General features: G+C 75.2%; 10 protein-coding genes. 3 read left to right on the top strand and 7 right to left on the bottom strand.

Annotated elements, in window-relative coordinates; translation table 11 throughout:
* The first annotated feature begins 386 nt into the window (after positions 1-386).
* Positions 387-1,607, top strand: coding sequence for a DUF2690 domain-containing protein (locus ACWGJO_RS38725; RefSeq protein WP_452190322.1), 1,221 nt, complete (start codon positions 387-389; stop codon positions 1,605-1,607).
* Positions 1,608-1,620: 13 nt separating this feature from the next.
* On the opposite strand, the gene ACWGJO_RS38720 is transcribed toward ACWGJO_RS38725, so the two are convergent.
* The 5 genes from ACWGJO_RS38720 to ACWGJO_RS38700 form a co-directional block, all read right to left on the bottom strand.
* Positions 1,621-2,838 (bottom strand): sigma-70 family RNA polymerase sigma factor, encoded by a 1,218-nt coding sequence (locus ACWGJO_RS38720; protein ID WP_452190321.1) that lies wholly within the window; start codon positions 2,836-2,838, stop codon positions 1,621-1,623.
* A gap of 121 nt (positions 2,839-2,959) precedes the next feature.
* Positions 2,960-4,867, bottom strand: a complete 1,908-nt coding sequence (gene dnaG, locus ACWGJO_RS38715; protein WP_452190320.1) for a DNA primase — start codon at positions 4,865-4,867, stop codon at positions 2,960-2,962.
* Between the two features lie 57 nt (positions 4,868-4,924).
* Positions 4,925-6,235 (bottom strand): deoxyguanosinetriphosphate triphosphohydrolase, encoded by a 1,311-nt coding sequence (locus tag ACWGJO_RS38710; RefSeq protein WP_452190319.1) that lies wholly within the window; start codon positions 6,233-6,235, stop codon positions 4,925-4,927.
* Positions 6,236-6,453: 218 nt separating this feature from the next.
* Positions 6,454-7,443 carry an SGNH/GDSL hydrolase family protein gene (locus ACWGJO_RS38705; RefSeq protein WP_452190318.1) on the bottom strand — a complete coding sequence of 330 codons (990 nt, stop codon included), beginning with the start codon at positions 7,441-7,443 and terminating at the stop codon, positions 6,454-6,456.
* Positions 7,444-7,657: 214 nt separating this feature from the next.
* Positions 7,658-8,602 carry a PAC2 family protein gene (locus ACWGJO_RS38700; RefSeq protein WP_452190317.1) on the bottom strand — a complete coding sequence of 315 codons (945 nt, stop codon included), beginning with the start codon at positions 8,600-8,602 and terminating at the stop codon, positions 7,658-7,660.
* 706 nt (positions 8,603-9,308) lie between these two features.
* Between ACWGJO_RS38700 and ACWGJO_RS38695 the strand changes: the two genes are divergently transcribed.
* On the top strand, positions 9,309-10,043 hold the full coding sequence (locus ACWGJO_RS38695; protein ID WP_359902930.1) for a GNAT family N-acetyltransferase: 735 nt from the start codon (positions 9,309-9,311) through the stop codon (positions 10,041-10,043).
* A 65-nt stretch (positions 10,044-10,108) separates the two neighbouring features.
* Here the strand turns inward: ACWGJO_RS38695 and ACWGJO_RS38690 are convergent, their stop codons facing one another.
* Positions 10,109-11,344 carry an ADP-ribosylglycohydrolase family protein gene (locus ACWGJO_RS38690; protein WP_452190316.1) on the bottom strand — a complete coding sequence of 412 codons (1,236 nt, stop codon included), beginning with the start codon at positions 11,342-11,344 and terminating at the stop codon, positions 10,109-10,111.
* 112 nt (positions 11,345-11,456) lie between these two features.
* On the opposite strand from ACWGJO_RS38690, the gene ACWGJO_RS38685 reads away from it, so the two are divergent.
* Positions 11,457-12,452, top strand: coding sequence for a hypothetical protein (locus ACWGJO_RS38685; protein WP_452190315.1), 996 nt, complete (start codon positions 11,457-11,459; stop codon positions 12,450-12,452).
* A gap of 84 nt (positions 12,453-12,536) precedes the next feature.
* Here the strand turns inward: ACWGJO_RS38685 and ACWGJO_RS38680 are convergent, their stop codons facing one another.
* Entirely contained in the window at positions 12,537-13,088 is a 552-nt protein-coding gene (locus ACWGJO_RS38680; protein ID WP_452190314.1) for a ribonuclease, read from the bottom strand.
* Between the last annotated feature and the right edge of the window lie 107 nt (positions 13,089-13,195).

Here is a 13,195-nt window from a genome sequence, read left to right as displayed (position 1 = left end):
CCCGCACCACCTGCCGGGGGGGCGCCGCCCCCCCACCCCCCCCCCCCGCCTCATCACCCGGGCGCCCGGGGGCCCCCCCCCCCGCGGCGGCCCCCCCGGTCCGGTGGGGGCCGGGAACGGGTGCGGACCGACGGGTGATCGATCGGCGTCCGAACGGTTCCACCGACGGGCGAACCGCACCGGCCAGAGAACTCTGCACGATGACCACGTGAATGTTCGAGCGCCTCCGGGGGTTGTGAGACACTTCCGTCCGTCTCAGCGCCATGACCTGGGGTTTGGGACGCCAGGCCGATCAGGTTGGAGAAGCGGAGACGCCGAACGGCCCGGGCCGGGACCTGCCGCTCGCCCGTTCCCCGTCCCCGTTTCTCGAGTTTGGAGCGCCCGCGTTGGGTTCCGCCTGGAAGCAGCTGCCCGAGGAGCTGTCCGAGCCCGCCAGACGCCTGGCGGAGGAGCTCCGGGCCATCAAGGACTCCGCCGGACTGTCGCTGTCCGAACTGGCCGCCCGGACCCACTACAGCCGGGCCTCCTGGGAGCGCTGGCTCAACGGCAAACGGGTCGTCACCGAGCAGGCGCTGGACGCGCTGGCCGGGACGGTCGACTGCGACGCGGCCGCGCTGCGGGTGCTGTGGCGGCAGGCGGTGGCGGAGCCGCAGGCCCCGGCGCCGGTCACGGGCGCGGGCTCCGGTGCAGGCGCGGGCACCACGGTCGCCGAGGAGCGCGACGGCCGGGGCCCGGAGCGGCCGGCCGTCGCCGACGAACCCCCGGGCCCCGAGGAGCCCGCGGCCAAGAGCCCCGCCCCCGAGGAGACCACCGCCCCTGAACCGGCCGCCTGCGAGGCGCCGGTGACCGGGCAGGAGCCCGGGCCCGCCCCCCTCACCTGGTGGCGGCGTCCGGCGGCGCTGCTCACCGGCGCGGCCGTGCTGGCGCTGCTGCTGGTGCTGGTGGGCCTGCGGATCAGCCGGCACGACGGACAGGCCTCGGCGGCCGACGCCGGCGTCTCCCCCAGCGCCAAGCCCGCCCCGGGCGCCCCGGCCTGTCAGGCCGTCGGCTGCGCGCACAAGGACCCGAAGACCACCGGCTGCGGCAAGGACGCCCGGACGCTGCAGACCCAGGTGATCGGCAAGGTGGTCGTCTACCTCCGGTACAGCCAGACCTGCCGGGCGGCTTGGGCGGCCATCACCGAGGGCGAGCCGAAGGACTACGCGACGATCAGCGACAGCGCCGGCGACGCCGAGACGGCGCTCATCCACTGGGGCTACGACAACTACTCGGCGATGCTGAACGCGGCTGACCCGACCGTCACCTTCCAGGTCTGCGGCTACCAGCCGGCCGGCCACGACTGCACCGCGGTGGTCTCCGACCTGGCCATGGTGGTGGCCTCCACCCCGATCCCGATCGGTCCCGCCTCTCCCCCGCCGGGCACCGGCGCGGGAGCGCCCACGACCCCGGCCCCGGCCACACCGGCCACACCGGCCGACCCGGCCACACCGGCTGACCCGGCGGCACCCGTCGACCCGACGGCACCGACGGCACCGACCGGGCCAGCAGCGCCCGCCGCCGCTCCGACCGGGCCGGCCGAGTCGGCCGAGTCGGCCGGTCCGTCCTGACCACGACCGGCCGCTAGTCGAGGTAGCCGCGCAGCTGCTCCGCGCCGGCGTGGTCGCGGAGCTTGACCAGGGTCTTCGACTCGATCTGGCGGATCCGCTCCCGCGTGACACCGAACACCGCGCCGATCTCCTCCAGCGTGCGCGGGCGGCCGTCGTCCAGCCCGTAGCGGAGCTGGACCACCTGGCGCTCCCGCTCCCCCAGGGTGGCCAGGACCGCCTCCAGGTGCTGGCGCAGCAGCAGGAAGGTCGCGGACTCGGCGGGCGAGGCGGCGTCGGCGTCCTCGATCAGGTCCCCGAGCGCGACGTCCTCCTCCTCGCCGACCGGCGTGTGCAGCGAGATCGGCTCCTGGGCGAGCCGAAGCAGCTCGCGCACCCGCTCCTCGGTCAGCTCCAGGGCGGCGGCGATCTCGGCCGCCGTCGGTTCCAGGCCGCGCTCCTGGAGCAGGCCGCGCTTGGCCCGGACCACCCGGTTGATCAGCTCGACCACGTGCACCGGCACCCGGATCGTCCGGGCCTGGTCGGCCAGCGCCCGGCTCATCGCCTGCCGGATCCACCAGGTCGCGTACGTGGAGAACTTGAAGCCGCGGGTGTAGTCGAACTTCTCCACCGCCCGGATCAGTCCCAGGTTGCCCTCCTGGACCAGGTCCAGCAGGGTCAGTCCGCGGCCGACGTAGCGCTTGGCGACGGAGACCACCAGCCGCAGGTTCGCCTCGATCAGCCGCCGCTTGGCGATCCGGCCCCGCACCACCAGGGAGTCCAGCTCGCCGGCCAGCGGGTCGGGCGGCGGCGGATCGCCGTTCAGCCGCTCCTCGGCGAAGATGCCGGCCTCCACCCGGCGGGCCAGCTCGACCTCCTCCGCGGCGGTGAGCAGGCGGATCCGGCCGATCTCGCGCAGGTACTGGCGCAGCAGGTCGGCGGCCGGCCCGGTGTCCTCGGCGGGCCCCCGGCGCTCCCGCCGGGCCCCGGCCCCGGCCCGCGCTCCGGGCGAGGGCTCGAACCCTGGCTCGGCCCCGGGCTCGGCCCCGGGGACGGCCTCGGTCTCCGGGACCGGGCTGTCCGGGTGGCCCTCCGGCAGGCCCTGGGCGGGGATCCGGGCACCGTCCGGGGGCGCGGCCCGGGCCCGGCCGTGATGGGTCTCCTGCTCCCCGGTCTCCTGCGGACCGGCCGGTCCGGCGGGCTTCGTTCCCGTACTGGTGGTGGTCGCTGCGACGAGGCCTTGCTCCACGGGCATCCCCTCGGGGCGGGCGCGACTCTGGCGGACCCGCGCTGTACGGAGGTGGGACGTCCTCCAGTGTGCGGTACGCCACACTCCGTGGCCGAGACTCGTGCGCCGACTTTCTGCGAAGCGAACGCTAGAGAGCGGCCGCACCCCGGCTGCGCAGCTCCTGCCCGTACTGCTGGAGCTGCCACAGCTCGGTCTGCACCGCGTGCAGCTGTTCGGCCTCGGCCCGGGGGCCGAGCCGCTGGAGGTAGCCGCGGACCTCGGTGATCCGCCGGTCCACCGCCAGCATGCGCAGCTTGACCAGGAACTCCCCCGCGTAGATCGCGTCCACCTTGCGGCGCGAGCGCACCGGCTCGACGGTCAGCTCGGTGACCAGCGAGCGCACCTGGTCGTCCGGGGACGCCTCGCGCACCGCGCTGGTGAAGTCGGGCAGGCCCGCCCCGTGCGCGGCGCCGCCGGCCTTGGCGATGGCCTGCCGGACGGCGGTGTACGGCGGGGTCGGGAACTCGTCCTCGCCGTAGTGGTCGAAGGCCGGACTGACCAGGTCCGGGTGCTGGAGCGCCAGCTTGAGCAGCTCGCGCTCGACGAACTGGGCCGGGTCGCGCGGGTTGAGCCGGAAGGCGGGCTGCGCCGGGCGCTGCGGCTGGGCCGACTCCGGGCGGCGCTGGGCGGCCGCGCCGCGCGGGTTCTGCTGGCGCTCGCGGTCCCAGCGGGCCAGCTGGGAGATCCGGCGGACGACGAACTGCTCGTCCAGGATGCCGAGCATGCCGGCCAGGCGGACGGCGTACTCGTGCTGGATCGAGCGGTCCTTGATCTTGGCGACGATCGGGGCCGACTCCTCCAGGGCCGCCGACCGCCCCTCCGGGGTGTCCACCCGGTGCCGGGCCACCACCGAGTTCAGCGCGAACTCGAAGAGCGGGACCGGGTTGTCGATCAGGTGCTTGACCGCCTCGTCGCCCTGGGCCAGGCGCAGCTCGCACGGGTCCATGCCGCCCGGGCTGACCGCGATGGAGGTCTTGGCGGCGAACTTCTGGTCGTCCTCGAAGGCGCGCAGGGCGGCCTTCTGGCCGGCCGCGTCGCCGTCGAAGGTGAAGACGGTCTCGCCCCGGTACTGCGAGGTGTCCATCAGCAGCCGGCGGATGATCTTGATGTGGTCCTCGGCGAAGGCGGTGCCGCAGGTGGCCACCGCCGAGGTGACCCCGGCCAGGTGGCAGGCCATCACGTCGGTGTAGCCCTCGACCACCACCGCGCGGCCCGACTTGGCGATCTCCTTCTTCGCCAGGTCGATGCCGTACAGCACGTGGGACTTCTTGTAGATCGGGGTCTCGGGCGTGTTGAGGTACTTCGGGCCGTTGTCGTCCTCGCGCAGGCGGCGGGCGCCGAAGCCGACCACCTCGCCGGCGATGTCCCGGATCGGCCAGACCAGCCGGCCCCGGAAGCGGTCGATCAGGCCGCCGCGCTGGCCCTGCGAGGCGAGGCCGCCCAGCAGGATCTCCTTGTCCGTGAAGCCCTTGCCGCGCAGGTAGCGGACCAGGTGCTCCCACCCCACGGGGGCGTAGCCGACGCCGAAGACCGTGGCGGCCTCCTCGTCGAAGCCGCGCTCGGCCAGGAAGCGGCGGCCGATCTCCGCCTCCGGCGAGGCCAGCTGCTCCCGGTAGTAGGCGGCGGCCACCTTGTGCGCCTCGACCAGCCGGGTGCGCTCGCCCTGCTGGTGGCGGGGGCTGTAGCCGCCCTCCTCGTAGCGCAGGGTGATGCCGGCCTGGGCGGCCATCCGCTCGACGGCCTCGGCGAAGGTGAAGTGCTCGATCTTCATCAGGAAGGCGATGGTGTCGCCGTTCTCCTGGCAGCCGAAGCAGTGGAAGACGCCCTTGGCGGGGTTCACGTAGAAGGAGGCGGACTTCTCGTCGTGGAAGGGGCAGACGCCCTTGTACTCGCCACCGCCACCGTTGGTCAGCTGTACGTAGTCGCCGACCACCGCGTCGATCGGCAGTGCGCTGCGCACCGCCTGTACGTCTTCGTCCCTGATCCGCCCGGCCACTCCGGAAGTCTACTGGGACGGCCGGGCATTCGATCCGCGGCGGCCGCCTCCGGGCGGCTACGCCCAGGCGGCGCCGACCAGCTTGGCGTGCAGGGCCAGGGCCGAGGCGTCCGTGAGGGTGGCGATCTGGTCGATGACCGTGCGCAGGGCGGCGCGGTCGTCCTCGGCCTCGCGGTACATGGCGGCGAACACCGGGTCCAGCCCCTCGGGGGCGCGCTGGGTGAGGACGTACGCCAGCTCGGCGATCACGATCCGCTGGCGGGCCCGCAGCTGGGTCTGCTCGTCGCGCTGCATGACGTAGCGGACGGCGACCGCCTTGAGCACCGCGCACTCCAGCCGGACGTCCCTCGGCACCACCAGCTCGGCGGTGTAGCGGGTGAGCCGGCCGGGGCCGTAGCGGGCGCGGGTGGCCTGCTCGGCGGCCAGGCAGAAACGGCCGATCAGCTGGCTGGTGAGGTCCTTGAGCCCGCCCCGGGCGCGGGCGGTGCCGTCGTAGGAGCGGGGCCACCACTCCTGGGCGAGCAGCCGGTCCAGGGCGTCGGACAGCTCCTGGGGCTCGGCGTCCCCGGCGTAGCGCTCGGCGACCTCGAAGAGCTCGGCGCGCTCACCGGGCGCGCGCAGGGCGGCCGGGTCGATGTGGCCGGCCTGGAGGCCGTCCTCGACGTCGTGGGTGGAGTAGGCCACGTCGTCGGACCAGTCCATCACGGTGGCCTCGAAGCACTTGCGCCCGGTCGGGGAGCCGGCCCGCAGCCAGCGGAAGACCGGCAGGTCGTCGGCGTAGACGCCGTACTTGGGCGAGGCCGGGTCGGTGGGGTGGGCGCCCTTGGTCCACGGGTACTTGGTGGCGGCGTCGAGGGCGGCCCGGCTCAGGTTGAGGCCGACGCTTCGGCCCGGCCAGGGAGCGAGCCGGGTGGCGGGCTGCTCCTCCTGGGGCGCGAAGCGCTTGGGTTCGAGCCGGGTCAGGATGCGCAGCGACTGGGCGTTGCCCTCGAAGCCGCCGCAGGCCTCGGCGGCCTGGTCGAGGGCCTCCTCGCCGGTGTGGCCGAACGGCGGGTGGCCGATGTCGTGGGCCAGGCAACCGGTCTCCACGAGGTCCGGGTCGCAGCCCAGGGCGGCCCCCAACTCCCGCCCGACCTGGGCGCATTCGAGGGAGTGGGTGAGCCTGGTGCGCGGGAAGTCGCTGCGCATCGGGGCGACCACCTGGGTGGTGCCGGCCAGTCGGCGCAGCGCGGCCGAGTGCAGCACCCGGGCGCGGTCCCGCTGGAAGGCCGTACGGCCCGGGCGCTTGTCGGGTTCGGGGACCCAGCGGGCCTCGGCAGCGTGGTCGTACGGGATCGGGGCGGCGAGGCGGTGCGTGGTGTCGTCCATATGCCCTTCACCGTACGCCGGGCCCCCGACACGCGGGGTGTGCCGCGCGCGAAGGAGCGCGGGCCGGGGCGTGAACGGTGCGCGGCGCGCGGGTGCCCGCCCCGGCGAGTCGACCCCACCCGGACGGCGCAGCCCCGCGCGCCCCCTGCGCCCCTACGCCCCTACGCCCCTACGCCCCTGCGCCCCTGCGTCCCGAACGTCCCCCGGCCCGGGCGGCCTCAGCCCCTGATCGCCTTCAGAACCACGCCGGACACCGCCTCCTGCCCCTTGGCATTGGGGTGGATCGGCACCAGCCCCTGGGCCGGCAGGGGCGGCTCCACCCAGCGCCTGTCCTCCCCCGCGCACATGTCGTGCCCGGCCGAGGGCCCGGCGAGGTCCACGAACACCGCTCCGGCGGCCTCCGCGCGCTTCTTGAGCATGCCGTTCAGCTGCTGCTGCTTCTCCACCAGGAAGCCCAGGTCGGAGGCGGCCACGGCGTTGCCGAGCACCGGAAGGCAGCTCGCCGGGTCGGCCGGGAGCAGCCCCGGGTACCCGATCACGTACACCCTGGCCTTCGGGGAGCGCTTCTTGACGTCCTGGAGCACCTGGCCGATCCGGTCGCCGGCCGCCTCCACCTTGCGCTGGACGTCGTCGGTGCCGTTGCCGGCCGCGTAGTGGTCCCGGCAGGGCGAATCGCTGATCCGGTCGGCACTGTCGGTGATCACGCCCTTGACGATGTCCACCAGGTTGGCCTTGGCGCACTCGGTCACGACCTCCATGAAGCCGGCGTCGTTGCCGCCGATCCCCAGGGTGACCAGCCGGGTGTCCGCGGTCAGCGCGTCCAGCTGGGCCGGGTTGGTGCCGTCCGCGACCTTCTGCGGACCGGTCAGGTCCCCGGTGCGGGCGCCGCTGCAGCTGACGTCCTTGAACTGCCCGGCGGCGAGCGAGAGCTCCTTCGCCACCAGGGACGGGTAGTTGGCCCCGGAGCGGTAGCAGGCGCCCGGCTCGCCGACCTGCGGCGGGAGCTTCATCCCGGCCGTGTACGAGTCGCCGAGCGCGACGTACGGGCCGGTCGGCGACGGGTTCGCGCCGGCCTGCGCGCGGGCGGGCGTCGCGCCCGCGGCGGCGCTCCCCTGCTGGTCGGTACCGGCGTTGTCGGTGCAGCCGGCCAGCAGCACTGCGGCCAGTCCGACGGTCAGGGCGATGGTCGGGCGTGCGGTCCTCGGCATGGTCTCCCCCCGGGGATACGGGTCACGGTCGGCTCCTTACGGCGGCCCGTCCCCCGGGCACACCAGGGGCCAACGAACGATCGCGGCCGATCACTCCCACCCGCGCCCGATCGCCGCACGACGAGCCGGATCCGGCCGGAATCCGCCCCTCGGACCCCGTCCGGCCGCCCGGTTCCGCCCGCCCGCTCTGTCCGCTCCGGCTACTCCGCGCCGGCTACTCCGCGCCGCGCTCGTGCTCGGCCAGGAACTGCTCGAAGCGCCGCCCCAGTTCGTCCGCCGAGGGCAGGTCCGCCGGCTCGGCCAGCAGGCTCTCCCGGCCCTCCGCGCCCGCCACGGCGTCGTACTGGCCCTCCATGCCGCGGATCGCCGAGCGCAATTCGCCGTCCCCCTGGGCCAGCTGCTCCTCGATGTCGGCGTAGACCTCGGGGACCCGCTCTCGCAGCCCGGTGCCGGGCAGCACCAGCCCGGTGGCGGACTGCACCGCCTCCAGGACCTGCACGGCCGCCGCCGGGTAGGCGGAGCGGGCCACGTAGTGCGGGACGTGCACGGCGAAACCCAGAACGTCGTGCCCGGCCTCGCCCAGGCGGTACTCCACCAGCGCCTGGGCGCTGCCCGGGACCTGCGCCTGCTCGAACCACTGCGGGTAGCCCGGGGCGAGGTCCAGCCGGTTGCCGTGCGGCGTCAGGCCGACCGGGCGGGTGTGCGGCACGCCCATCGGGATGCCGTGGAAGTCGACGGAGAGCCGCACCTCGAAGCGGTCCACCAGCTCGCGGACGGCACGCGCGAAGCGCTCCCACTCGACGTCCGGCTCGGGGCCGGTGAGCAGCAGGAACGGCGCGCCGGCGGCGTCGTGGACGAGCTGGAGCAGGATCTCCGGCGGGTCGTAGGACGTCCAGTGGTCGTGGTCGAAGACCATCGCCGGGCGACGGGCCCGGTAGTCCACCAGACGGTCGTGGTCGAAGCGGGCCACCACCTGCGGCGCGCCCGTCTCCAGCAGGTGGGCCACCACCTGGCCGCCGGCCTCCCCGGCGTCCATGAAGCCCTCGAAGTGCTGGAGCAGCACGAGGCCGGCACCGGTGTCGCGCAACTGCTCGTTGGCCGCGGCAACGGCGGCCACGCCCTGCTGATCCAGCTCGTACAACGCCTGGAAGTCACGCACCGCGCACCCAACCCCGTTCCCTGCTCGTCCCGGTCGACCGGCTTCTCGTCCTGTCCAGCGCGCCGGGCGCCGCCGGAATTCCCGCCGCCGGCCCCCGTCCTGCGGACCTCCCGTCCGCGGGCCCCGCGGGGCCCGTCCGACGGCTCCCCGGGGGGCTCGCCCGACGGCCTCGGACGAGCGCTCCGGACCATGATCGCACCCGGCCGAAGACTCCCTGGTCAGGGCCCTGCGAGGGGCCGGTCCGCAGGGCACGCGAACGGCCCGCGCGGCCATTCGCGTGCCGCGAAGTGACGCACCGCCTTCTGGCGGGTATCGTCCTCTCGCTGCCTCGCATCGTCGCGTCGTCGTCACGTCGTCCGTAACGCCGTCGGCCACGTCCCGGTCCGGTGCTCGGCCAGCCACCCACGACGCATCTTGCCTTCACCTGGCCGCCTGCTTCCCTTCGCGCTCTCGTACCCTCCTCGGCCATCTCGCGGACGCACACTGTCCCGTCGCTCTTCCCGCCGGACCGGTCCGAGGATCCGTGTCCGTTCCGGCACCCCGCGCCGCCCGTTCCGGGCCGCCGCCCCCACCCCGTCCGACCGGACCTCCGGCGTGCGCGGGTACCCGGCCGGCGGACCCGGGCCCAGGCGTACCCAGCCCAGAGCACCCCGAGCCGTACCCCGGCGCGGGAGGCACCCTCCGACCGATGAAGGACCAAGGTTCCGTGCCCGTACCTGTCATCCTCACCGGCCGCACCGTGCGGCTGGAGCCACTCGCCGCGCACCATGCCGAGGCCATCGCCGAGGCCGGCGCCGAGGACCGTACGACCTACGCCTTCACCCCCGTCCCGCACGGCCGGGAGGCCGCCCGCGACTACGTCGCGCGGGCGCTCGCCGACCAGGCCGCGGGCCGGTCACTGCCGTTCGCGACGGTGAACCTCGCCGACGGCCGGGTGGTCGGCTCCACCCGGTTCCTGGAACTCGACTACTGGCAGGGCCCGATGGTGTGGCCGCCCGCACCCGGGGTCCCGTTCGGCGATCCGGCCACGGCCGTCCCGGACGCGGCCGAGATCGGCAACACCTGGCTCTCGCCGCGCGCCCAGGGCACCGGCATCAACACCGAGGCCAAGCTGCTGATGCTGCGCCACGCCTTCGAGACCTGGGGCGTGCAGCGGATCTCGCTGCGCGCGGACGCCCGCAACCTGCGCTCGCGCGCCGCCATCGAACGGCTCGGCGCGACCTCCGAGGGCGTCCGCCGGGCGCACTCGCGCGGGCTGGACGGCGTGGTGCGCTCCACCGCGTTCTACTCGATCCTCGACGACGAGTGGCCGGCCGTCCGGGACATCATCGAGCTGCGGATCGCCGCCGCCACCTCGCCGAGCGCCCCGGATCCGGCGATCAACCAGGAGTGCCTTAGACAGGGCGGCAGCGGCGCCGGGCAGCTGATGATCACCGCCTGAGGCCGTCCCGGAACGGCTCGTGGCCGAGGCTCGCGAAGCCCGCGCCGCGCACCCGGCGGGAAGTGTCAGACACGCCCCAGGAGGGCCGGCAGGGCGGTGCGGTCGTCCCAGGCCCGGTGGCGTCCCGGGTGCGCCTCGACCACGGCCTCGACCGGCTGCCAGCCGCCCCGCACCCGGGCCAACCGGACCCGGTAGACCTCCGCGCCACCCACGCTGCGGTGCAGGTGCAGCACGCCCTCGGAGACCACGGAGGCCCAGCGCTCGTCCGCGTCCCGGGCCCGCAGGCCGCGCCTGATCCGCTCCCAGTCGGCGTCCGACCAGAGCAGGTCGGGCACGGGGTGCGGGCGGGGCAGGCCGATCGGCGTCAGGTGCGGTTCGCCGGCCGCGCGGACGCCGCCCGGCTCCGGGAACGCCCAGTCGGGCAGCGGCTCGCAGGCGGCCAGCCAGGTCCGCGGGATGCCGACGGTGCCGGTGTGCGCGGCCACCACCCCGCCGGTGATCGCCGCGACGGTGTCCATGTCGCCGCCGGCCGCGATCGCGTCCCACACGGCGGCGCGGTAGTCGGCCAGGTTCCGGGCGGCGCACCACAGCGCGTACGGGACGGTGTCCGCCGCTGACGTCCGACTGCCGTTGCCGAGCACCTGCGCGGCGAGCCGGAAGTCCGACCGGGCGAGCAGCGCGCGGGCCTCCACCAGGCCGTCCTTGACCGCACCGTTCGGGGTGAGGCCGGCCACCGACTCCAGGAAGCGCTCCGGTGTCATCGGCCGGGTGCGGGCCCGCACCGCGTACGCGGCCGCCACCGCGACCGCGATCGCGCCGTCCACGGCCTGCGGGTGGGTGTGGGTGATCAGGGCGGTGTCGGCGGCGGGCCGGACGGCGGCGGCCGGGTCCTCGGCGTACGCCGCCCCCAGCGGGGCGACCCGCATCGCGGCGCCGTTGCCGTAGGAGCCCTGGCCGTCGAAGAGTTCGGCGGCCAGCCGCCGGGCGTCGCCGCCCTCGCGGATCAGCCGGAGCAGCCGGTTGGCTGCCGGGCCGTAGCCGCGGTCGAAGTCGTGGCGCAGGGCGAAGGCGTAGGTGAGGTCGAAGGTGTCGATCGCGCCGCGCTCGGTGTGCGCGGCGTGGACCGAGCAGGCCATCTCGGTGTCGTCGGTCCAGGGCCAGGGGCCGGGCGGTTCGGTGCGGGCGGCGAGGTGGGTCCGGGCGGTCTCCGGGACGAAGAACTGGGCTCCGAGGGCGTCGCCCGTGCGGAGGCCGAGGAGCGCGTCCAGCGCGGGGCCGGTGTGCGTGAATGGAATGGTCATATGGCATCCAGCTGAGCGGCTCGGCCGCCGTCGCGTCAACACCCGTGACCGCCGTCCCCACCGACGGGGGATGTTTCGCATACCTCCGATTCCGGCGGGCAGGCACCGGGGCATGACCCGCGCGAATCCCCTCGATCCGGTCGCCCTGCTCGGCGCCGACCAGCAGCACATCGCCACCCGCGCGCAGCTGCGCCGGCTCGGGGTGCCCTCCGGCACCATCGCCCACCGGCTGCGGCCGGGCGGGCCGTGGCAGCAGGTGCTGCCCCGGGTGATCTGCCTGCAGAGCGGAAGACTGACGTTCCATCAGAGGCTGCGGGCCGCCCTGGCGTACGCGACGCCGAAGGGACGCGAACCACGGACCGGGGAGGTGCTGCTGACCGGCCTGGCGGTCCTGGCCGAGGCCGGGCTGCCGAGCGCCGGCCACCCGTCCGACCTGAACGCGGTCGACATCCTGATCCCCGGCCAACGACGGGTCGGGGACCGGGAGTTCGTCCGGATCCACCGGGCGTCCGGGGCGATGCCGGGCGGCTTCGAGCGCGCCGACGGACTGTGGAGCACCACGGTCGCCCGGGCCCTGGCGGATCTCGCGCCGAGGGAGACCGGGCAGCGCCGGTTCCGGGCGCTGTGCGCGGAGGCCGTCCAGCGGCGGCACTGCGAACTCGGCGAGCTGCTCGACCAGTTGCTGTCCCGCCCGGGTGCGCTCGGGCTGCCCCAGGTGGCCGGGGTGGTGGAGGAGCTGACGGTCGGGGTGCGGTCGGTGGTGGAGGGCGAGGCCCGCGAACTGCTGGCGCACGCCGGGCTGCCGGACCCGCTGTGGAACCCGGTGCTCTTCCTGGACGGCCGCTTCCTCGCCGTCCCGGACGCCTACTGGCCGCACGCCTGCGTGGCCCTGGAGATCGACTCCCGCGCCTGGCACCTGCGCCCGGCCGAGCACGAACGGGGCCTGGCCCGCGCCAACCGCCTCACCGCCACCGGCCTCCCGGTGGTGCGCACCACCCCGGCCCAGCTCCGCCGCGACCCGGCCCCGGTGCTCCACGAGCTGACGGCCCTGGTCACCACCGGCCCGCACGCACCGCACCCCCGGATCACCTGGCGGCGGGCGCGGTGAGGCGGGCCGCCGACGCGGTGCGGCGGGCCGAATGCGCGGTGCGGCGGGCCGAATGCGCGGTGCGGGCGGCCCCGGCGGCCCCGCTCAGCAGCGGGAGTCGATCTCCTGGAAGGTGGCGTAGTGGTCGGCGGACCAGTACTGCTCGCCGGAGTCGCCGGTCACCACCCGGCGGGTGCCGCGGTCGTTGGAGCCCGGGGTGACCACGGTGTACTCGTGGTAGTAGCCGCCGGTCTTCCTGGGGAGGCGGCTCTCCCGGTTCTCGAAGACGATGCCGTCGCGGTTGTACGGGTAGGGCCCGCCCTTGGCGATCAGACCGAGGGTGTCCTGGGCCTGGCCGGGGAGCTTGGTGCGGCAGACGTCGGCCATGGCCGGGTCGGTCGGGACCCAGGTGCCGGCCGGGGCCGGGGAGCTGCCGGCGCCCCCGGCGGGCGGGGTCGGCTTGGGGGCCGAGGGCTTGGGCGCCGCGGACCCGGACGTCGTGGCGCCGGTGCCGGCGGCCGCGCCGGCACTCCCGGTGGCGCTCGCGGCGGCCTTGGGGTGGCTGCTCCCCTGGTTGGCGAGGAGGTACCCGGCCCCGGCCAGGAGCGCCAGGATCAGCACGGCCACGGCGACGAGCGGGTTTCTGCGGTTGGTCATGCGGTCCAGCTTGGCAGGCGGCCGGGCGGGGGCGGGTCAGCTGCACACGTGGCCGCCGCCACACCGCCGGCGCGTCGGCCGGCGCGCCGGCCCGTGCACAGACGTAC

The sequence above is a fragment of the Kitasatospora sp. NPDC054795 genome (genome assembly GCF_053611565.1).
Note: the sequence above shows the minus strand (reverse complement) of the source record. Positions and strands in the feature narration are given on the sequence as shown.